The sequence below is a fragment of the Paraperibacillus esterisolvens genome (assembly GCF_046237625.1).
Lineage (GTDB): Bacteria > Bacillota > Bacilli > Bacillales > DSM-1321 > Paraperibacillus > Paraperibacillus esterisolvens.
The window spans coordinates 955,046-975,918 of the sequence record NZ_CP143545.1 but is presented as its reverse complement, the minus strand read 5'-3'; the positions used below and the strand labels follow the sequence as shown (position 1 = coordinate 975,918).

General features: G+C 46.3%; 17 protein-coding genes. 4 read left to right on the top strand and 13 right to left on the bottom strand.

Annotated elements, in window-relative coordinates; genetic code table 11:
• Window positions 1–57 precede the first annotated feature (57 nt).
• Both V1501_RS04995 and V1501_RS04990 read right to left on the bottom strand, forming a co-directional pair.
• Window positions 58–1,299 carry an ABC transporter permease gene (locus V1501_RS04995; RefSeq protein ID WP_409291728.1) on the bottom strand — a complete coding sequence of 414 codons (1,242 nt, stop codon included), beginning with the start codon at window positions 1,297–1,299 and terminating at the stop codon, window positions 58–60.
• Complete coding sequence (locus tag V1501_RS04990; RefSeq protein WP_409291727.1) at window positions 1,292–2,191, bottom strand: ABC transporter ATP-binding protein; 900 nt, start codon at window positions 2,189–2,191, stop codon at window positions 1,292–1,294. Before V1501_RS04990 ends, V1501_RS04995 begins: the two co-directional genes overlap by 8 nt.
• Before the next feature lie 183 nt (window positions 2,192–2,374).
• On the opposite strand from V1501_RS04990, the gene V1501_RS04985 reads away from it, so the two are divergent.
• Complete coding sequence (locus V1501_RS04985; RefSeq protein WP_409291726.1) at window positions 2,375–2,560, top strand: YhzD family protein; 186 nt, start codon at window positions 2,375–2,377, stop codon at window positions 2,558–2,560.
• 276 nt (window positions 2,561–2,836) lie between these two features.
• Here V1501_RS04985 and V1501_RS04980 read toward each other — a convergent pair whose 3' ends face one another.
• The 5 genes from V1501_RS04980 to V1501_RS04960 all read right to left on the bottom strand — a co-directional run bounded on the left by V1501_RS04980 (window position 2,837) and on the right by V1501_RS04960 (window position 8,575).
• A complete protein-coding gene (locus tag V1501_RS04980; RefSeq protein ID WP_409291725.1) occupies window positions 2,837–3,631 on the bottom strand; it encodes an enoyl-CoA hydratase in 795 nt (264 codons plus the stop codon).
• 100 nt (window positions 3,632–3,731) lie between these two features.
• Entirely contained in the window at window positions 3,732–5,339 is a 1,608-nt protein-coding gene (locus V1501_RS04975; protein ID WP_409291724.1) for a long-chain fatty acid--CoA ligase, read from the bottom strand.
• Between the two features lie 108 nt (window positions 5,340–5,447).
• Entirely contained in the window at window positions 5,448–6,959 is a 1,512-nt protein-coding gene (locus tag V1501_RS04970; protein WP_409291723.1) for a coproporphyrinogen III oxidase, read from the bottom strand.
• Window positions 6,960–7,148: 189 nt separating this feature from the next.
• Window positions 7,149–8,021, bottom strand: a complete 873-nt coding sequence (locus V1501_RS04965; protein WP_409291722.1) for a Cof-type HAD-IIB family hydrolase — start codon at window positions 8,019–8,021, stop codon at window positions 7,149–7,151.
• Window positions 8,022–8,218: 197 nt separating this feature from the next.
• On the bottom strand, window positions 8,219–8,575 hold the full coding sequence (locus V1501_RS04960) for a YlbF family regulator (RefSeq protein ID WP_409291721.1): 357 nt from the start codon (window positions 8,573–8,575) through the stop codon (window positions 8,219–8,221).
• A 244-nt stretch (window positions 8,576–8,819) separates the two neighbouring features.
• On the opposite strand from V1501_RS04960, the gene V1501_RS04955 reads away from it, so the two are divergent.
• The 3 genes from V1501_RS04955 (at window position 8,820) to V1501_RS04945 (ending at window position 11,185) form a co-directional block, all read left to right on the top strand.
• Window positions 8,820–9,029 carry a DUF5342 family protein gene (locus tag V1501_RS04955; RefSeq protein WP_409291720.1) on the top strand — a complete coding sequence of 70 codons (210 nt, stop codon included), beginning with the start codon at window positions 8,820–8,822 and terminating at the stop codon, window positions 9,027–9,029.
• 22 nt (window positions 9,030–9,051) lie between these two features.
• Window positions 9,052–9,948: a PucR family transcriptional regulator gene (locus tag V1501_RS04950; protein ID WP_409291719.1), complete on the top strand. Its 897-nt coding sequence runs from the start codon at window positions 9,052–9,054 to the stop codon at window positions 9,946–9,948.
• 118 nt (window positions 9,949–10,066) lie between these two features.
• Window positions 10,067–11,185: an ABC transporter ATP-binding protein gene (locus tag V1501_RS04945; RefSeq protein WP_409291718.1), complete on the top strand. Its 1,119-nt coding sequence runs from the start codon at window positions 10,067–10,069 to the stop codon at window positions 11,183–11,185.
• A 44-nt stretch (window positions 11,186–11,229) separates the two neighbouring features.
• Here V1501_RS04945 and V1501_RS04940 read toward each other — a convergent pair whose 3' ends face one another.
• The 6 genes from V1501_RS04940 to V1501_RS04915 form a co-directional block, all read right to left on the bottom strand.
• A complete protein-coding gene (locus V1501_RS04940) occupies window positions 11,230–11,472 on the bottom strand; it encodes a hypothetical protein (RefSeq protein ID WP_409291717.1) in 243 nt (80 codons plus the stop codon).
• Window positions 11,473–11,611: 139 nt separating this feature from the next.
• Window positions 11,612–12,997 carry a class II fumarate hydratase gene (gene fumC / locus V1501_RS04935; protein WP_409291716.1) on the bottom strand — a complete coding sequence of 462 codons (1,386 nt, stop codon included), beginning with the start codon at window positions 12,995–12,997 and terminating at the stop codon, window positions 11,612–11,614.
• A 63-nt stretch (window positions 12,998–13,060) separates the two neighbouring features.
• Window positions 13,061–13,585, bottom strand: a complete 525-nt coding sequence (locus tag V1501_RS04930; RefSeq protein WP_409291715.1) for a chloramphenicol phosphotransferase CPT family protein — start codon at window positions 13,583–13,585, stop codon at window positions 13,061–13,063.
• Between the two features lie 283 nt (window positions 13,586–13,868).
• Window positions 13,869–16,409, bottom strand: coding sequence for a type I pullulanase (gene pulA / locus V1501_RS04925; protein ID WP_409291714.1), 2,541 nt, complete (start codon window positions 16,407–16,409; stop codon window positions 13,869–13,871).
• 468 nt (window positions 16,410–16,877) lie between these two features.
• The gene (locus V1501_RS04920) at window positions 16,878–18,893 is read right to left on the bottom strand and encodes an ABC transporter ATP-binding protein (RefSeq protein ID WP_409291713.1); all 2,016 of its coding nucleotides are present in this window, start codon (window positions 18,891–18,893) and stop codon (window positions 16,878–16,880) included.
• The gene (locus V1501_RS04915; RefSeq protein WP_409291712.1) at window positions 18,893–20,644 is read right to left on the bottom strand and encodes an ABC transporter ATP-binding protein; all 1,752 of its coding nucleotides are present in this window, start codon (window positions 20,642–20,644) and stop codon (window positions 18,893–18,895) included. The genes V1501_RS04920 and V1501_RS04915 overlap by 1 nt, the downstream gene beginning before the upstream one ends.
• Window positions 20,645–20,873 lie beyond the last annotated feature (229 nt).

Below are 20,873 nucleotides of genomic sequence, written 5' to 3'. Positions count from 1 at the left end.
CCTAAAACAAAAGAACCAGGGCCAGCAGAAAAACATGGCTGCCGTCCCCGGTTCTGTTCAATTTTGCGATAAAGCTTTTTTAATATCTTTGAATGAACTGGATTTTCCGTAAAGAAGGACTCCTCCCTTATAAACCTTTGCTCCGAAAACAGCGAGCGCTATGATGGTTGCAATCAATATGCCGATAGAGAGCGCCACCTCCCACAACGGGATTTCAAGCATCCCGACCCTCAGGAACATGAGCATCGGACTGAAAAACGGAATGAAGGACATGATTTTTACAAATGTAAGATCCGGATCACCGAGGCCAAAGACAGCCAGCATGAATCCGATGATAACAAGCCAGGTCATCGGGCCGATCGTCTGCTGGAGATCCTCCACCCGGCTGACGAGCGAGCCAAGGAACGCTGCAAGTGTCGCATATAGGAAATAGCCAAGCATCGCAAACAATATCCCATAAAACAGTGTTTCCGCCGGAAGCTTATCAAACCCAAAGAAGGGGACCCCGCCGCCATTTAGTGTATCCATATTCTTCTTGATTGCCCCATAGCCAATGGAGAAGAATGTAGCAAGCTGTGTCAGGCTGAGAAGGGCAATCCCGAGGATCTTAGCGAACATCTGTGTAACAGGCGATACGCTTGAGACGAGGATTTCCATTACCCTTGACGTCTTTTCCTGAGCCACTTCTGTTGCAATCATATTCCCATACATCATGACCGAGAAATAAATGACAAACAGGATGATATAGACAATCCCCCTTGCCTGACTAAGTTCTTCCTCTGTCTTGGCATCTTTTTTCAGGGGAACGAGCTCAAATGGAACCGGTTTGTACAGCTCGGCAATCTGCTCCTGCTTTAAATTGAACTTCTTAGTAACCAGGACGGTCTTGACCTGCTGGAGCGCATTTTCCAGCTGGGTGTTCAAGGATGTTTCAGATATACTGCTTGATTTATAGGCAGCCGCCGGCAGGCCCTCACTATCCCCGGCAAGCAGGAGGTATCCAGTAACATCGCCTTTTTCCTCAAGCCTCCGGGCTTCCTCTTCATCCTTTATCCGGACCGGTTTGAATTCCGCCTTCTGGGCTGCCAGCTGCTGGGCGAGAATGCTGTATAAAGAGCCGGTTTCATCCACAATCCCGACTTTTTCCGGTCCATCATCTCCTTCAAAAAAATCAGTGATCTTTGATAGGCTGGCCGCTCCTAACAACAGGACCACCATGATGGATGTAGTAATGATAAAAGACCTTGATTTCACTTTGGTGATATATGTATGCCAAAATATAATCCAGAATCTATTCATAAGCAGCACCCACTTTTTCTATGAAAATATCATTCAACGACGGTTCCTCCAGCTCAAATCTTCTGATGAATCCTTTGCCTGCAATATCCTTCAGAATGTCCTGGGCTGCCTCTTCGCGGTTGATTTGCAGGGAAATTCCTTCCTGTGTCTGTTTCGCTTTGACCACTCCATCAAAGTTTTCCAGATAACCTAAATCAAAATCGGCATGTATAGTGAGGTTCTTTTTCCCAAACGACCTTTTGATATCCTTCAACGCCCCGTAAACCACCGGGCTTCCCTTATGCATGATGCACAGATTTTCGCATAGTTCCTCGACATGCTCCATCCGGTGGCTCGAGAACACAATGGTGGTCCCATTTTCCTTCAGCTCCTTCACGGCTGCCTTCAGGAGCTCTACATTTACCGGGTCCAGCCCGCTGAACGGTTCATCCAGAATCAGGAGCTTTGGCTTATGGATAATGGACGCAATAACCTGGATTTTCTGCTGGTTGCCCTTCGAGAGTTCTTCTACCTTCTTATTCATATACTGTGGAACCTTGAAGCGGCCAAGCCAATATTCAAGCTCCTTCAGTGCTTCTGCCTTCTCCATCCCTCTCAGGCGGGCAAGGTATACAATCTGCTCCTTCACCGAGAGCTTGGGGTACAGCCCTCTTTCCTCCGGAAGATAGCCAATCAGCGGGCTGGTCGAATAATCCACCTTCCTGCCATTCCATAAGATTTCCCCTGAACTCGGCGTCAATAGACCTAAAATCATCCGGAACGTCGTCGTTTTCCCCGCTCCATTAGCTCCAAGGAACCCGAACATTTCTTTTTCCGGAATTTGGATACTCAATGAATCTACTGCTGTAAAACTGCCAAATCGCTTTGATACTTGATTAATCTCAAGAACCAATTCGCTCCCCCCTTTTCTCCCTCTATTAACAGGAATAAAATTCCATCATCACTTATCATGTTAGTAAAAGACCCGTAATTAAACAAGGGTTTCCCAATTGTTTCTCAAACCTTTACAATTAAATCTATCCTATGCCACAATAAAAAAGAAAAATCAGAAAACATAAACAAAGGGGAATTTCATATGAAAAACTACAAATTGACCGTATTCGACACCTCCGGCGAAAAACTCCTGGATGAAAGCATACAGGCCGAAACTGATGATCAGGCCAAGGAGCGCGGCACGGGGATCCTCCAGGAAAAAGGCTATGCCGAGCACACCCACCGCTGTACATCCCCAGCAGGAAAGCTCGTTTTATTTCACCGTTAATCCCATGCTTTCGCATGGGGTTTTTCATTTCTATACGGATAGTCAACTAAATAGAAGGCAGTCTGGCAGGATTCGTTATGAAGGTTTTTTTTGGCGGATTCAGCTGAGCCCAAAATAAATAAGGCGGGCCGCGAGAAGATAATTTACTTCTCACGGCCCGCCTGCTTTAAGCTTGCCGGACCTCTGCTTTTCTACTTCATTTTGTTTTCAGCCTGTGATTTGTGATTCATTCTGCTATATATTAAATTTCCTTGAAAAGCACCGCTCTGCGCTTTTTTATTTCCCAATAAATTTTGGTGGTCTTTTTTCTATGAAGGCCTGGATGCCTTCTTGGTGGTCGTGGGTTTTTCTCATTTTGAGCTGGCCGTGTTTTTCGAGTTCCAGGATTTTCAGGAGGCTGGGCCGGTTGATTTCTGCCAGTATTTTTTTGGATTTGATCATGGCGGATACTGGTTTCTGTTTCCATTCGTTTATCTTTTGATCTACTGCAGTGTTGAGGTTATCGGTGATCTGGTGTATGAGATTTCTTTTCAGGGCTTCCTCGGCATTCATAACTTTTCCTTCCCATATTAGTTCTTTTGCTTTGGTTTCACCGATTTTCCGTTCAAGAAAGAAGTGGCTTCCGCCGTCCGGGATTAAGCCGATTCCAATAAAGTTCATGGCTATTTTGCTGTCTGCCTGTGCGATGATGTGGTCGCAGGCCAGGGCTATGCTGAGGCCGAGGCCTGCAGCTGCACCGTGAATGGCGCAAAGGGTAAGCTTAGGCATGCAATACAAGGTCACGGCAAGGTCGCTGATAACCTCCATCATCGAGAAAAAGCTGCTGTCATCAGCTGCTTCAAGCATCGATTTTATGTCCCCGCCTGAGCAAAAGCCTCTTCCGCTCCCTTTCAGGACAATCATATCAATCTTTTCATCTACGGTCATTCCTTTTAGAGCATGTACGAGCTCTCTCAGCAGATCCAGGTTCAATGCGTTCAGGGATGAGGGCCTGTTCAGTTCCACTTGAGCCATTCTTCCACTATAGGACACTGTTACCAGACTTTGCGCAGTTATTGTATCCGCTTCCAATTTTGTGCCTCCTCTATAATGAATATACATTCATTATACATGTGCATGAGTGGAATTATAAACAAATGAAGAAAATTAAGAATTTTGTCACATTTTCGTCTTATTTTTGTATTAAACTGTTGACTGCCTGCTCACGCAGCGTTCTTTTCAGGAATTTGCCCACAGACGTTTTTGGGATTTCATCCATGAATATCACTTCATCCGGTATCCACCACTTGGCAAATTGCGGCTTCAAAAATTCAATGATATCCTCCTTTTCTGCCCTGTGGTTTTCCTTGAGCACCACGCATGCAGCCGGCCGTTCCTGCCATCTCTCATCAGGGATGGCGATGACTGCAGCTTCAAAGACAGCATCATGGGCCATGATTGCATTCTCCAGGTCTACGGACGATATCCATTCTCCCCCGCTTTTGATCAGATCCTTCGTCCTGTCCACGATCTTCACAAATCCCTCTTCATCAATGGTCACCACATCGCCAGTATGAAGCCATCCATCCTTAAAGGAATCTCCTGAACGCTCATCCTTATAATATTCAGAGGCGATCCACGGACCGCGGATCAGCAGCTCGCCCATTTCCCTGCCATCTGCCTTCACTTCCCCATCCGGGCCGACCACCTTTATCTCAAGCCCCGGAATTAAAACACCCTGTTTGGCCTTTAATTCTAATTTTTCTTCTTCGGGGAGGCCTTCCTGATAGCTTTTTATGGTTGAGACCAGGACGATCGGGCTTGTTTCTGTCATTCCGTATGCGTGCATGAAAGGGATCTTATGCTTTATTTCAAATGAGCGGATCATCCCCTTTGGAGCTGCTGCCCCTCCGCATATCAGCCCTCTAAGACTTGACAGATCGTAAGTATTCTCTTCAATTTCTTTTAGGAGCCCAAGCCAGATGGTAGGGACTCCGGCTGATAATGTCACTTTCTCCTGCTGAATCAGATTGGCGATTAGTTTTGGGGTGAAGTACGGACCGGGAAGCACGAGCTTTGTACCGAACCATACGGAAGCAAAAGGCAGCCCCCATGCATTAACATGGAACATTGGCACGACTGGCATCAGGGTATCTTTCTCGCTGACCCCAGCACTGTCTGCAAGCCCCAGAGCCATGCTGTGAAGCACAATTCCTCTATGTGTATAAACGACTCCTTTTGGGTTTCCCGTTGTAGCGGAGGTGTAGCACATTCCGGCAGGAGAATTCTCGTCTAGATCGCGGGCAAATGTAAAGGCAGGATCGCCTTTTTCAAGCAGTTCTTCATAATTGTAGACTGGGAGTGAGGTATCAGGAAGCTCGTTTTTATCAGTCATGATGATGAATGCGGTGACTGTGGTGATTTCATTTTTGATGGCCTCAATAAGCGGCCATAAATCGGCATCGACGAGCAGCACCTTGTTTTCGGCATGATTGATGATATAGGCGATCTGCTGCGGTGCCAGGCGGATATTGATCGTATGAAGTACTGCCCCGGAGCACGGAACCGCAAAATATGCTTCAAGATGGCGGTGATGATTCCAGGCAAGAGTGCCGACACGGTCGCCCCTTTTAACCCGCAGACCCTTAAGACTGCTGGCAAGCCTTCTTGTCCGCTGGCCGATTTCCTTATAAGTCAGCCTGTGAATTCCCCCGTCGGTTCTTGAGACCACCTCTTTTTTTGAAAAATATTTTTCTGCTCTTTCCAGCATCTGTGCCATCAGCAATGGAGCGTTCATCATAGCTCATTCCTCCTATCTTCAGGTTATACTTATAGGTTCTGCTGATGTACAGGTTTATCCTTTAAACTTTCGATATTTTCTGACAAATAAAAAAAGCCCATAAAGGGCTCAGGCATTTTGCTTATGAAAGGTTTCCTCCAGAAGCTTAATCTTTTGGTCTGTATAGCTTTTGAAGCTTTCATTATAGGATTTTGGATCCTTTGGGTTGGCAAATTGGATGATCCCGCCGGTTTGCGGATGCACAAACTTGCTTGCTGCTCCGCAGCCGATACCGATGATCGTCTGCATTTCTTCCATAATCATGATGTTATAGATGCTCTCCTGTCCCGGTACAGAATAACCGACGTTTTCAAGGTTTCCGAGGATATTTTTCTGGCGGTAGAGATAATACGGGAAATATCCATGGATTTTTGTCCATTGCTCCGCCATTTCCATCATCTCCTCCGCTTCCGCTCTTGAAGCGACCTGATATTTACGTTTGTTCCGGGTCATTTCTGATGCTCTTTTAAAGGAAAGAGTGTGCACGGTAAGCGATTCCGGCATCAATTTCTCAGTTTCCGAAAGCGTATATTCAAATTCAGAGAGTCCTTCCCCCGGCAGCCCGATGATCAAATCCATATTAATATTGTTCATTCCTGCTTCCCTGGCAAGCCAGTACTTTTCTATAGTCTCCTCGACGGTATGATGGCGGCCGATCGCCTTCAATGTTTCCTGGATATAGGATTGGGGGTTGATGCTGATACGGTCGATATTCCATTTATTTAAAACATCAAGCTTTTCACTGGTAATGGTATCGGGCCTGCCCGCTTCCACGGTGATCTCCCTTATATTCTTCACATCAGGGAATGATTGATACATTTCCTCATATAGCATATCCATTTCTTCAGCCGTGATGCTTGTAGGTGTACCTCCTCCATAATATACAGTGGTAATCCTGATTCCATTTTCAGTGAGCCACCTTCCGATTTCCCGCATTTCATAGTGAAGTCCGCCAAGAAAGGAATCCACTGATCCCTGGCGCCCATTGATCGCATAAGCGGGGAAAGTACAATAAGCACATTTTGTCGGGCAGAACGGGATGCCGACATAAATGCTGACCTCATCTTTTAAGCTGTAGAGATCCGGAACGACACTGAGCTGCCTGTCTACGATTTTTTGCATCAGCTCGATTTTCTCTTCAGAAATCATGTACTGTTCCTGAAGCTCCTGCCTTGCTTCACTTATGGAAGCACCCTCCTGGTTTTTCTTATGAAGGAGCTTGGTCGGACGAATCCCGGTCAGGATCCCCCACTTCTGCTCCATCCCGGTGGCTTCCTGCAGAAGTGACAGATATGCCTTGCTGTATGCATTCTTTTTTTGGTTAAACAGTTCCTTTTCAGTCTCATGGTGCAGCAATGCTTCATCGATCAAAACACTCCACGCAGAGCCTCCCGCCAAATCTCGAAGAGTGGCAGAAGCCTTTATGCGTGAGGGCTGATCCTCTGCGGAAAATTCCACTATATACTGTGTTTCATCAGCATTTGTAAAGCCGACGCCCGCCGTTTCGAAAAAAAGGTTGGCTATATTGGTAAAAGGCCTGATCAGTCTTTCATCATGAATCCCTTTAATATAAATGTGCATTTTTGATCTCCCGATTATCTAGTTATATTTGCATGGGGAAGTTTGTTACTTTCCCAAGCGGCTGCTACTAGTGTACAAAATCGATGGGGAGGGGTCAATGTAAGGAACTGTCCTGGTATATGGCCTGCAGGTTTTATCCACAGTAAAAAAAGATCCCCCCTTGAAAAAAGGCGGCATCTCCTGACAGTGCTATTTCTCTACCTTCACTTCTTTTTCCCTTTCTACAGCAGCGATCAGCGGCTGCCTGCGGAACACTTCTTTAATGGTATAAGCTGCTCCAAGCTGGTCATTTGATCTGGTCTGCCATGCCGCTGCAGCTTTAACTTCCGGCACGGAGTTGCCCATCGCTACGCCAAGACCGCTGTGTTCAATGAGTTCCAGATCGTCAGCCCCATCGGCGATGGCCATGATTTCTTTCTTTTTTATTTGATAATACTGTGCCAGATATTGCAGCCCAGCCCATTTTGACACACCCGCAGGCACGATGGTGAAAACGTTATTATTCATCCGGATGCAGTCTATTTCATCAAACATTTTTTGAAGCACTTCAATTATTTCATCCATTTCCTTTTTATCCTCAAAGATCACATCTATCTTAGGAGGTGCTGCAGGATTGGTATGAAGTGCTTCACTTAAAATATCTACATATTGGTGAGAATAAAAATAAGGTTCATTTTTATAATAGGAAGCCTTGCCGATCAGATTTTCCGGCAGGTTCACCCGGTTGCCCATCATATATTTCTCATGATAGAGCTTAATCTGGCTTGAAGATGTTTCCAGAAGCTTAACCAATTCAAGCGTCAATTCTTCAGAAATCCTTCGTACCAAAATCGGCTTATCGAAAGTTCCCACATACGCACCCTGATGGGCAACAAGAAGCGGCTTGATCCGGAGTGCTTTAGCCACCTTCCGGGCAGATGCGAAATTCCTCGAAGTAACCAGAGCGGTAAGCACGCCCTTCTGGTGTACATACTCCAGCGCATCCCTTGTCGCTTTATGCACCTTCCCATTCGATTGCAGCAGTGTTCCATCTATATTAACGGCTAACAAACGATACACCATGATGATCTCCCCCATCTTCTATGTTATAACCATGCATATGACGGAAAAACGGGGGCTAGAACCTGTTCACCCGCGAACGAGAGATGAAACACCCGGCACATCAATTTCTCTTAGGGGGACTGACCCCATTTCCGGGAAATAGGGTCAGTCCTCCTAAGTCCATGAAAAAAAACCTCTCATGAATGAGAGGTATCCTGTTATTGCTGTTCTGGTATTCCGTATGTTTCGTCCAGCGGTTTTAAGATGATTTTGTTTAATTCGCCAATGATCATGCTCATGCGCTGTTCTGCGTCCATGAGCCGGGATATGGTTTGGTTCTGCTGCACAAGCGCAACTGTTTTTTGTGCCTGCTGAATTTCTTCCTGGGAGATGTCCTGTCCGGCCATTTGTTTCTGCTGGATTGTCATCTGCACATTACGGAAGTTTTCGAACATGCTTTTAGAAGCAGGATCTGCATTTAATTCAGAGAACCTCTGCTTTAGATCATTAAATTCCTGACTCTGTCTGATCGCCTTCTCCAGCTCGTAGGCTGCATCATATATATTGGTGCTCATGTAAGTTCCTCCCTTTGGGTTTTTCTGGTTAAACGAAGCATATTTGCTACAGGCTACGTTAACATGTTATCCTCATCGATTGCAAATGATAATATTGCCGTTTGATGGAATGCCTGAATTCTAACCTATGATACATAGTGCTAAATTATGCATGTTCCTGGGTCTCTGATCTCTCATCGAGCATCCCTCGATCGATGGACTGGCAGGAAGTTAAGAATTATAATGGGAGCATGGAGGGATACGTATGATATCACATTTTACATATGAAAGCCTATTTAAAGACGCTTCCATACCAGGCTGGAAGATTCAATTTTATTACCAACAGCATCATTATTCCGCCATTTATCATTCAGACGGCCGCATAGAATGGAAATCTGATGCCCCGCCTGCAGATAATGCCGCTAATATCGAGAGCTATATCCATGAGCTCATGCTGTTCCATGTATATGAATAATCCATATATTCCGGAGGCTTCTATGATTAATAAACTAAAAAGCATATATCCCGGCCTCATCATCCACGAGGCGGCCTCCCCTTTTTATGAGGACTACCACTATTTCAAGACATCCTCCGACATCTGCTTTGGCATACCGAAGGATTCGGCGGCCGGGGGTGAACTGGAGCTTTTAAGACTGATGTTTACTTCCTTGGACCCCGCGGATGACAGCTTTCGCCTCCTCAGCGGGACTGAGCAGTGGGAACATTATTTATCCGGCAGCTCCCGGCAGCTGCCGCAGTCACCCTGGAAGACCGTACGCTTCATTTTCTTCACTCTATTAAGCAAAAACAGTGAGCGCCAGGCCGCCGAGGAAGCTATTCACACCTTATTTGATCCAGGCTCCGTCATAATTTGGTCTTCAGACAAAAACGGGGTTCTCATTGAGCCCATGACATCCGACACCTTGGAAAAAAGTGATCTGGAGCCGGTACTCGCCGCGCTCGAAAGCGATTTTTATATCCAGTTCCGTTTATTCATCGGCTCTTTCTATCCTTTGGACTCCTGCCTCGCAGAAGAGTATGAAATGGAAAAACAATGTTTTTCAATTGGAGAAAAGTATATGCCAGGTTACAGGCTTCAGGGCCTTGCAAATACATTCCCCTTCCTGCTTGCTTCAGGGCTGGTGCAGGATAAGAAGGATTGGTTCATAGAGCGTCTCCTCGGTGATGTAATCAGGGATGAAGAACTTATCGAGACAGTAAAAACCTATATTGAGTGCAGCTCAAATGCAAGCCTTGCCGCCAAGAAACTGTTCATGCACCGCAACAGCCTGCAATACCGCATCGATAAATTCATTGAAAGGACCGGCCTTGACATCCGCTCCTTCCAGGACGCACTGGCTGCTTACCTGCTGATCGCCTTATCATCTTCTTAGGATTGGGCACCCTGCCTAAAGGGTGTCTATTCTTTTTGTGCACGTTTACATATCGTTATTTGCCGGCTTGTCATACAATCAATTTATAATAGTTTCATATAAACAGGAGGTTATAAAAATGGCAGAACTTCGCTTAGACCATATCTATAAAATATATGATAATAAAGTAACAGCAGTTTCCGACTTCAACCTTCATATTCAGGATAAAGAATTCATCGTATTCGTCGGTCCTTCAGGCTGCGGGAAATCTACGACACTTCGTATGATTGCAGGCCTTGAGGAAATTTCAAAAGGGGAATTCCATATCGATGGCAGGCTTGTGAATGATGTTCCGCCAAAAGACCGCGATATCGCAATGGTTTTTCAGAACTATGCCCTATATCCGCATATGACGGTTTATGATAACATGGCTTTCGGATTGAAGCTCCGCAAAATGCCAAAAGCTGAAATAGACAGAAGGGTTAAAGATGCCTCAAGGATCCTTGGTCTTGATCCGTATCTCGACAGAAAACCAAAGGCACTGTCAGGCGGTCAACGCCAGCGTGTTGCCCTGGGCCGCGCCATTGTGCGTGATGCTAAGGTCTTCCTTATGGATGAGCCTCTCTCAAACCTTGATGCCAAATTGCGGGTTCAGATGCGTGCAGAAATTGCCAAGCTTCACAAACGCCTTGAAACCACTACTATTTATGTAACACATGACCAGACGGAAGCCATGACCATGGCAACGAGATTGGTTGTTATGAAAGATGGACTTATCCAGCAGGTCGGATCTCCAAAAGAAGTATATGAAAATCCTGAAAACGTCTTTGTCGGCGGATTCATCGGTTCTCCAGCCATGAACTTCCTGAACGGCACCCTTCAAGGCGGTAAATTTGTGATCGGCGATGTATCCGTAACTGTTCCTGAAGGAAAATTAAAAACTCTCCGTGAACAGGGTTATGACGGCAAAGAATTGATCCTCGGTGTTCGTCCTGAAGATCTGCATGATGAGCCGATTTACGTGGAATCAAGCGACTCTGTCATTAAAGCCCATATTGAAGTGGCTGAGCTGATGGGTGCAGAATTCATGCTTTATTCTCAATTAGGCGGCCAGGAATTTGTTGCCCGCGTAGATGCCCGTACGATTGTACAGGCAGGCGACACTCTTGATCTTGCACTGGACATGCACAAGGTCCACTTCTTTGATAAAGAGACTGAATTCCGTATCCGTCCACAGCGCCAGACCGTTACTGTATAATATAAAAAAAATTAAGGAGCCGGCATCCTGCCGGCTCCTTTCTTCTATTCCTTTACAAACAGCACCCGGTCGTGCCCGCATGAAGGGCATGACATAAGATGGGGACAGATCTCATTTTCCGAACTGTATTTAAAGCCGTCCCCCAGCTTTACGGTTTCTTCATCATTATAGTGACCGTATGGATCCAGATAATCAGAAACCTTGCCAGAATCATCCATATCTGTCCCGCAGACACTGCAGAACGCCTCCAGCTTTTCAAGCCCATTGCAATATGGACACATTCCCATCTCGACACCCCCTATGCTGTTAGTATGGTTAGGAATCTTTGGCAGTATGTGAACGAATCCTCCTGCTTAGCATGCTGAGCATTTCAGCACGCGGTTCGCTGTCAAATCGAGGGGCAGCAGGCAGGCAGCTCTGCCACCCTTAATCCTTATTCACCATTTTTCCGGGATCTACCCATTCATCAAACTGCTCATCTGTCACATATCCGAGCTGCAGGGCAGATTCCTTTAGAGTCATGTTCTCATTAAAGGCATATTTTGCAATCTCAGCGGCTTTTTCATAGCCGATATGAGGGTTCAGCGCCGTAACAAGCATAAGGGACTGATCCACATTTTCCTTGATTTTTTCCCTGTTCGCTTCAAGGCCTGCAATGCAGTTTTTATGGAAGGATGCCATGCCGTCGGCCAGCAGCTGTACAGACTGCAGGAAGTTATAGATAATGACCGGCTTGAATACATTAAGCTCGAAATTCCCCTGGCTTGCTGCAAAGGAAATCGCAGCATCATTTCCAAATACCTGGACCGCGGCCATCGTCAGCGCTTCACTCTGTGTTGGATTCACTTTTCCAGGCATGATGGAGCTTCCTGGCTCATTAGCCGGTATAGTGAGCTCACCGATGCCGCTCCTCGGCCCGCTTGCCAGCCACCTGACATCATTTGCAATCTTCATAAGATCTGCAGCAAGTCCCTTTATTGCCCCGTGGGCATAAACCAGTTCATCATGGCTTGTTAATGCATGGAAAAAATTCCGGCTTGGACGGAAAGGATAGCCTGTCCCGCTTTCAACATAGCGCGCAGCTGTGACTGCAAAGTCCCTGTCCGCATTGATTCCTGTGCCTACGGCCGTCCCGCCTAGCGCCAGGTTCAGCAGATGGCGGCTGCTTTCTTCAATCATTTCTGAACTGCGTTCAAGCATCGCCCTCCAGCCGCTGATTTCCTGCCCTAGCGTCAGGGGAGTCGCATCCTGGAGATGGGTGCGCCCAATTTTGACCAGGTCCCGATACTCTTCTTCCTTTGCGGCCAAGGCCTCCTCAAGTTCCCTGAGCGGAGGAAGGAGCTGGTCTGCCGCAGCCATATAGGCAGCTATATGCATGGCTGCCGGGAAGGTGTCGTTGGAGCTCTGTGACATATTGACATCATCATTAGGATGAACTTTTTCCTGGCTGCCTGCCTCTTGCAGGAGATGGGTGGCACGGTTTGAGATGACCTCGTTCACATTCATATTCGTCTGAGTGCCGCTCCCTGTCTGCCAGACTACCAGCGGAAAATGTTCGTCATATACGCCTTCCATGATTTCATCACAAACCCTGCAGATCGCTTCCTTTTTCTCAGCTCCCAATTTCCCCAGCTCAAAGTTAGCCTGGGCGGCCGCCTTTTTCACTTGTGCAAAAGCATGGATCAGCCGCAGGGGCATCTTTTCACTGCCAATCTTGAAATTATTCCTGCTTCGTTCCGTCTGTGCGCCCCAGTATTTGTCTGCCGGCACCTTCACTTCTCCCATTGTATCCCGTTCCACACGATAATCCATTTGTAATCGCCTCCCCTTATTCTTTTCCCTGAAACACGGCCAAATTAACGGGCACTCCATCATTTATCCCCGAATGGCTGTTTTCGTGACTGTCTGTGTATATGCCTTATATATCTCCAAGGCACAATCTTCAGGGGTACTTTTCTCTGTGTCCACTTCTATGTCATACCTCAGGTCCTTATGGATATGCGGAAATTGTTCCGCTGCCAGGCCCGTCCGCCGGTCTCCCCTTTCTTCTTCCCGGCGGGCAAGTTCTTTAAGCGGGCAATGGAGGCCTGCATAAAAAATAGGAAAGGAGTCCAATGTGGACCTGAAGTCAGCCTTTACTGCATTATTATGCAGCACCTCATCCAGGATGATATTCACTCCCTGATCTGAAAACATGGCTGCAGTTCTGTGGTAAAACACTTCTGTATCCACAGGGATCAGCCTGTTCCCAGGGCGGTCTTCCATCCGCTCAATAAAGGTGTCAAAACCATCAATGGAGAAATGAAAGAAATCCGGCAGGAGTGTTATAAGCTCACGGGCCAGAGCCGATTTTCCGGAGCTCGATGTCCCGTTTAGTAAAATGATACTGCCCCTGTTCATGGGTTCACCTCTTTTTAGTATGTAACTGCTGCTTCAAGTATAATTAGAAGATTCTAAAATCTCCAGCTTCAGGTTCTTCTGATAAAACAGACTTGATTTTTCTACTCGCAGCCCATCCATGGAAAAGAATTGAGCAGGAACAAACAACTAAAGCGGTGGCGCGCAGCCAGGCGGAGGCAGGAAGCCACAAGATAAATGAGGTTTACAGCTGCAGGAAGCTTCATACTCAGTTCCAACCCTTTTCCACAGAAAAAGGCAGCAGAATTTAATCTGCTGCCCCCTTTTATCTGACCAGGACAAAGGTTGATTTTGCCGGTACTTTAACGGCAGCGCCCTTGACTGTTCGCAGAACCTTGGTGCCTGCCTTGTTTCCGTCAGCCAGAACCCGCCAAACATCACTTGCCGGAAGCTTGAATTCAGTTTCGGCTTCATTTGCATTGTGAAGGACGGCAATCTGCCGGCCAGGATCGTGATTGGCCCTTGCATCCAGTGTGAAAGCTGCTGTGCCTGCCGGTGAATCAATAAATGTAAGATTCTTTTCTATTTGAGCGGCTGTATTCATCCGGAAGGAGGAATACCGCTTCCTGAGTTCAATCAGCCCTTTCATATACTGAACTTCTTCGCTGAACTCACCCCGTCTGTTCCAGTCCAGCTGATTGATGCTGTCAGGGGACTTATAGCTGTTATGGTCTCCCTGCTTTGTTCTCATAAATTCCTGACCTGCATGGATGAATGACATTCCCTGAGAAGTCAGCAGGATGGAGGATGCCAGTTTGTGCATCTGTATCTGCTGCTGCTTCCCTGCATCCGGGTTAGTCAGCTGGAGCTTATCCCATAATGTATGATTATCATGGGCTTCCACATAAGTGACAACCTGTTCGGGATCCTTATATGCCGCCATTCCGGCAGGATAATGGATACCTGCTTCAATCCCCTGCTTGATTATGCTTTCTGTCCCAGGCTTTCCGTTGATGAAGCCTCTGTCTCTCTCTTCAAACACGCTTCCCTTCAAGCCGTCACGGATGCTGTCGTTAAAATGGGCGATTCCTTCCATTTTTCCGGCATTTTTTTGATTGGCCTTCTCAGAAGGGGGCAGCGGTGTCCCCATATCCCAGCCTTCTCCCAGTACAACGATGGAAGGATCGATCTCATCCAGCGTTTTTCTGACCATATTCATCGTTTCAACATCGAGGATGCCCATCAAATCAAATCGGAATCCATCTAAATGATATTCCTCAGCCCAATAAGCTACTGATTCAACAATGAATTTTTGTGCCATTTTCCTTTCAGATGCAATATCATTGCCTACTCCAGTACCATTGGCTGGAGTCCCGTTTTCGTTGTACCTGAAATAATACCCCGGCACAAGTTTATTGAAGCTATGCTCCTGCATATCATATACATGGTTGTAGACAACATCCATGATGACCCGCAGGCCGTTGTCATGGAGTCCCTGTACCATCTGCTTCAGCTCTGTAATCCTGGTGTATGGATTGTGCGGATCTGTGGAATAAGAACCCTCAGGTGCATTATAGTTCTTTGGATCATAGCCCCAGTTAAACTGCGGTGTGTCCAATTTAGTCTCATCCACTGTACGATAATCATAGATTGGCAGGAACTGAACATGAGTGACGCCAAGGTCTTTCATATAATCCAGTCCGGTCGACTGGCCGGCAGGATTTCTGGTGCCTTTCTCTATGACTCCAAGATACTTTCCTTTCTGCTTGATTCCGCTTTCCTTTTGGATGGAAAGGTCCCTCACATGCAGCTCATAAATAATGGAGTCCTCAGGTTTTTTCAGAGAGGGCTTGTTTGCCTTCCATTTCCTTGGGTCTGTCTTTTCCAGGTTGACGACAACACCTCTGTCGCCATTTACAGTTACTGTACGCGCATAAGGGTCTACAGCCTCATTCCATTTATCACCGATCAGTACCTTATATGTATAAATAAGGCCTTCCTGGTTTCCGTTAAGTTCGGCGGTCCATGTTCCCTTTTTGCTTTTCTTCAGGGGAATTTCCTTCCCTGCGGGTGCATCCCATGAGCTGTAGGTTACAAGCTTTGCTTCCTTGGCTGTAGGTGCCCAGAGTCTGAAGGATGTATGTTCTTTTCCGTATGTATTCCCAAGATCATCTCCCCCGTAAAAGTACAGGTCATCAAATGCCTCAGTGCGCACTGCAGCTCCCATCTCGACGGATTTCTCTCCATAACCTTTAATAGACAGTTTATATGGAGCGGACAAGTCCAGGGCAGACTTTGTGATGATTTTGAACTTTCTGACCGCATCCCCTTGATTTGGCTGGATGGCTTTTATCTCAGCACCCTCCAGCGTAATATCCGACTCATCCAATTTCAGAGGAACATTTGTAGTGACGCTGATTGAATCCATTTCATCTATCAATGCGGACATTATCTTAGGAGTTACATCTGCTTTTGGCTCCTCCGTATAGACATTATCATCTCCGCTTATGACCCAGACTTCGGCAGCCCCGTCCTTAATGTCGATAAGTCTGTCTCCGCCATCCTTTTCCCAGGAATCAGTCCTGACTATAAATCCTGCTTTGGTGTGGGAGCCCTCCAGGGTGACTTCAGCAATCTTTCCAAAACTGTCCTCACCGGTGAAAGGATAGGCCTTTCCATCTTTCCCGTCAGGCCAGACCCAAAGATTCCAATCCTTGGTATTGCCGGGTTCCGGCTGGTAATGGATTTTAAGTGAAGTAGTGGTTTCCGCCTGTGCAACCGTTTTCACAAAATTCCATAAAAAAAGTGATGAGCACAATACTAAGACTAATAAACTAGCAAGAATTACTTTCGTTTTCTTTTTCAAACTGTCAGCCTCCTTTTTCTTGTATATAACAATTCTATTATATTGTACCTGTGAAAACGTTTCCACTATTTTCTGAATGGTTTTATTTTTTAGGGAGAAAGACCTGCCCTTTCATCAGGCAGTTTCCGCTTTACTGGCAGGTAACCCAGTGTTTCTGGCGAGTAAAATAGCGGCTTTGGCGAGTAAATTCTCAGTTCCGATAGTAAATTTTCAATTTCGGATAGTAAAGTGCGGAAGTTGGCGAGTAAAGTGTTCACTTAGGATAGTAATGGCTTTTTTACAGTGATGGCAGGTGAGGTGCTGGAAGTTTTTCCTCAAAGTGAAACTGAATCGGAGTATAAGCAGATGTTTTTTGCTAAAAATCCAATCCATTGTGAAGAATCCTGTCTCCCTCCCGGCCGGACGTTTTGTGCCTGAATATTCCCCAGCAAAAAAAGCTGCCAGCCGTTTCCGGCTGGGCAGCTCTCATTACCCTGCTTTATTCTGTTTCTTTCCCTGCTGAAGTTCATACATTTGATAATATCTTCCCTTCAGCTTCATGAGTTCGTCATGGCTGCCTTTTTCGGCAATTTCACCTTTATCGAGAACCAGGATCTGGTCAGCATTTTTTATGGTTGAAAGCCTGTGGGCAATAATGAAGGTGGTGCGCCCCTTTTTGAGAACTTCCATGGCTTCCTGGATGATGGCCTCTGTCTCGGTGTCAATGCTTGCGGTTGCTTCATCAAGTATCAGAATCGCCGGGTTGAAGGCAAGGGCGCGGGCAAAGGAAATGAGCTGGCGCTGCCCGGATGAAAGCGTGCTGCCCTTTTCAATTACCGGCGTATCAATGCCCTGTTCCAAATGGGTCAGTACCTGATCGCCGCCAACATCCTTCAGTGCTTTCACAACTGCTTCCCTTGTAATCCTGGGATCCTCAAGGCTGATATTGGAAGCAATGGTTCCTGTGAATAAATAGGGGTCTTGGAGTACAATCCCCATATGTTCCCGGAGCGTCTGATACGGGATATCCCTAATGTCCGCTCCGTCAATGGTGATGCTTCCTGATTTGCTGTCGTAAAACCTGAACAAGAGGTTCATGATTGAGCTCTTACCGGAACCTGTATGCCCGACCAGGGCGACTGTTTCTCCCTGCTGCGCTTTGAAGCTGATATTTTTTAATACATTTTCCCCTTGTTTATAGGAAAAGGATACATCCTTGAATTCAACATTTCCGGAATAACGCGGGATTTTCCCGTCACTAACGTCTGTCCCTTTTTCATCCAGGAGATTGAAAACCCGCTCTCCGGCTACCAGTGCCTGTTCAAGGTTGGCAAACTGATTTACAATGCCGGAGATTGGATGAAACAGGCGGTTGATATAATCAACGAGGGCATAGAGCATACCAAGTGATATTACTGAATTCACATTCAGCGATTCCTTCCCGAAATACCAGATAAAAGCGACAAACGTTATATTTCTCAGCACATTCACCAGGTTGTGGCCGGTCAGTGAGTTGAGGCTCAGCATTTTATTCTGATACTGAAAATGTTCATCATTCAGCTTTTTAAAGGATGAGACCGTTTCTTTTTCACGGTTGAAGGCCTGAATGACATTCATCCCCTGAATGGATTCATTGATCGATGCATTGATGTCGCTCACCCTTGCACGGATGATATGATTGTATTTTGAAGCATATTTCCTGTATACCAGCGTCCAGATGACAAGGATCGGAACGAGCAGCAGAAACAGCATGGACAGCTTTGGCGACAAAATGAACACAGCGATAAAAATACCGATGATCGTGATGATGCTTGAGAAGAAGTTGGCCAGTACGGCTACATACAGTTCTCTTATTGCTTCTGTGTCATTGGTTATTCTTGAGACCACCTTGCCAGCCGGCAGATTATCGTAGTAAGAGATATGAAGAGTTTGAATATGAGAAAACAGATCCTTCCTCATCTTCTGGATAATCCGGTTTGCCGCTTTCTGCAGATTATATCTCTGGCCATACTGGAATATCGCAGCTACGATCAACAGTCCGAAATAAATGACAGCAAGCTTCAGGATATGGGGAATTTCCGGACGGTAGAAATTCATCAGGTCGTCCCTTGAAATATAATCCACCTTATATCTCTGAGTCTCATTGCCTGTTTTTACGGTCAAAACATTTCCATCCAGGCTGCGCTTGCCCGATTTTACAGCGGATTCATCTATGAATACGAATTTATTGCCAATCTGGAGAATGGAAACAGTTTTTCCTTTTTTCTCACCGTTTGTAAAATATTCTTCCCTTTTATAATGTTTGCCTTTATACAATGCCGTATCTTTTCCTTTTGCTGCTTCATGCCAGACAGATTCAATACCCATGATATGGTTGTCTATTACTCTTTTGGCGATGAACGGGCCGGCGAGATCGGCAGCGACCGATATAGCAAGCATGATGAGTGCCGCCCATATGATTTTTTTATACAGCGATGCATATTGATAAAGCCTTTTGCCTGTCATTATGCAACCACCTCCGATTCTTCTTCCACCTGCTGCCGCTCAAACTGTTCCTGATACCAGCCTGGCTGCTCCAAAAGTTCACGGTGTGTTCCTTCTTCAATCACCTTTCCGTCATCGAGCACTATAATCCAGTCGGCATGCTGTACGGCAGACAGCCGGTGAGTCGTGATGATGGTCGTTTTTCCGCTTCTGCCCTTGCGGATGTTCTCAATGATAGTGGTTTCGGTTTTGGCATCTACGGCCGAGAGCGAGTCATCCAGTATCAGGATTTCAGGATCCCGGATGAGTGCGCGGGCAATGGAAATCCTCTGCTTTTGGCCGCCTGAGAGCGCTACCCCTTTTTCCCCTACCATCGTCTTCAGCCCATCAGGAAGATTGGCAAGATCTTTATTGAAGTCAGCAAAATGAATGGCTTCCCATAACTCCTTCTCGCCTGCTTCCGGGTTCCCGAAGAGGATATTTTCCTCTACGGTCCTTGAGAACAGGAAGTTATCCTGGGGTACATATCCGATCCAGCTCCGGACTGTGTGGATGTCTTGTTTCTCAAGAGGGATGTCAGTTATGGAAAGAGAGCCTTTCCCGAGCGGATATTCCCTTAAAAGCTGTTTGATCAAGGTTGTTTTCCCGCTTCCGGTCTTTCCGACAATGCCGATTGTGCCCCCCTGTCTAATACGAAGGGATATTCCTTGTAAATTATCGTGCTTGGAGGACGGATATTGGAAGCTGAACTCTCCAAATTCGATATCCCCCGGAAAAGCCGCGGTTTCAGGAACGCCGGCAACCTTCACATCCTCTTCATAGGCTAGTGTTTCACTCACACGGTCAAGCGAGGCATTGCCGCGCTGCATAATATTTATGAGTTCACCGATAGCAAACATCGGCCAGATCAGCATTCCAAGATATACGTTGAAGGATACAAGTTCACCAAGAGTCAGCTTCTGGTCAAACACCAGGACTGCCCCATAGCTCAGCCCGATTAGATAGCTCAACCCGACCAGGATTTTTATGGTGGGGTCAAATAAAGAATCTATCCTTGCTACAGAAAGATTTTTATTATATACATCTTCCGTCATATCACCAAAACGCTTTTCCTCGGCCCTTTCCTGCACATACGCCCGGATTACCCGTACACCGGCCACTGATTCAAGGACCGTATCATTCATATCACCGAAGGCATCCTGTGCAGATGTGAATCTTTTATGGATCCTCTTGCCGTATATATTCATGATCCATGCCATCAAAGGCAGCGGCAGTATGGCCGCCAGCGTCAGCTTCCAATCAATCAGGATGCACATCGTGCCAATGATGGTGGCCGTAAACATAAGGGCATCTGTCAGGGTCAGAATCCCAAAGCCTGCCGTGACAGATATGGCTTTAAGATCATTTGTAGCCCTGGCCATCAGGTCACCTGTCCGGTTTTTTTCAAAGAAAGTTGGAGTCATTTTCAGCAGATGGCCCATAAGCATGGATCTCATCCGTTTCTCGAGGATGAATGCCCCTCCGAAAAGCTGGTACATCCAGATATAAGAAAGTCCATATACCCCGAGGGCAATCAGGGACAGCTGCAGGATATACTTGAAAATTCCGGCAAGCGTAAGACTTCCTGTATTAATTTCGTCAATTGCCAGCCCTACAAGCCTTGGCGGCAGCACTTCAGCAATGTTGACCACCAATAACAATGCAATCGCAATGGTGTATCTCAGCCAATATTTTTTAAAAAACCACGTTAATTTCCGAAAGATAGACAGCATATTTTTGCCTCCTGTTTAGTTGATTCCATTGTTTTCGACTAGCCGCTGTCTGGATCCACTGCCCCGACAATCAATAAAAGTTCTCCATTTCTCATTTTACTTACCTCCATTTTTTATATTGGAAAGAGCGGATGCTCATTTACCCGGGAAATAAACCCATGAAAAGTAAAAAAAGGCTCCACGCGGAAAGTGCGTGAGCCTTGTGGAGCCAAAGGCATAAAAAAGCACA

Coding starts and splice junctions, on each gene's coding strand:
- V1501_RS04965 (WP_409291722.1), bottom strand. CDS start 8,021: ATGGTGTATCGTTTGTTAGCCGTTAATATAGATGGAACACTGCTGCAA.
- V1501_RS04930 (WP_409291715.1), bottom strand. CDS start 13,585: ATGAACAGGGGCAGTATCATTTTACTAAACGGGACATCGAGCTCCGGA.
- V1501_RS04985 (WP_409291726.1), top strand. CDS start 2,375: ATGAAAAACTACAAATTGACCGTATTCGACACCTCCGGCGAAAAACTC.
- V1501_RS04975 (WP_409291724.1), bottom strand. CDS start 5,339: ATGATGAACGCTCCATTGCTGATGGCACAGATGCTGGAAAGAGCAGAA.
- V1501_RS04920 (WP_409291713.1), bottom strand. CDS start 18,893: ATGACAGGCAAAAGGCTTTATCAATATGCATCGCTGTATAAAAAAATC.
- V1501_RS04950 (WP_409291719.1), top strand. CDS start 9,052: ATGATTAATAAACTAAAAAGCATATATCCCGGCCTCATCATCCACGAG.
- V1501_RS04955 (WP_409291720.1), top strand. CDS start 8,820: ATGATATCACATTTTACATATGAAAGCCTATTTAAAGACGCTTCCATA.
- fumC (WP_409291716.1), bottom strand. CDS start 12,997: ATGGATTATCGTGTGGAACGGGATACAATGGGAGAAGTGAAGGTGCCG.
- V1501_RS04945 (WP_409291718.1), top strand. CDS start 10,067: ATGGCAGAACTTCGCTTAGACCATATCTATAAAATATATGATAATAAA.
- V1501_RS04960 (WP_409291721.1), bottom strand. CDS start 8,575: ATGAGCACCAATATATATGATGCAGCCTACGAGCTGGAGAAGGCGATC.
- V1501_RS04970 (WP_409291723.1), bottom strand. CDS start 6,959: ATGCACATTTATATTAAAGGGATTCATGATGAAAGACTGATCAGGCCT.
- V1501_RS04995 (WP_409291728.1), bottom strand. CDS start 1,299: ATGAATAGATTCTGGATTATATTTTGGCATACATATATCACCAAAGTG.
- V1501_RS04940 (WP_409291717.1), bottom strand. CDS start 11,472: ATGGGAATGTGTCCATATTGCAATGGGCTTGAAAAGCTGGAGGCGTTC.
- V1501_RS04915 (WP_409291712.1), bottom strand. CDS start 20,644: ATGCTGTCTATCTTTCGGAAATTAACGTGGTTTTTTAAAAAATATTGG.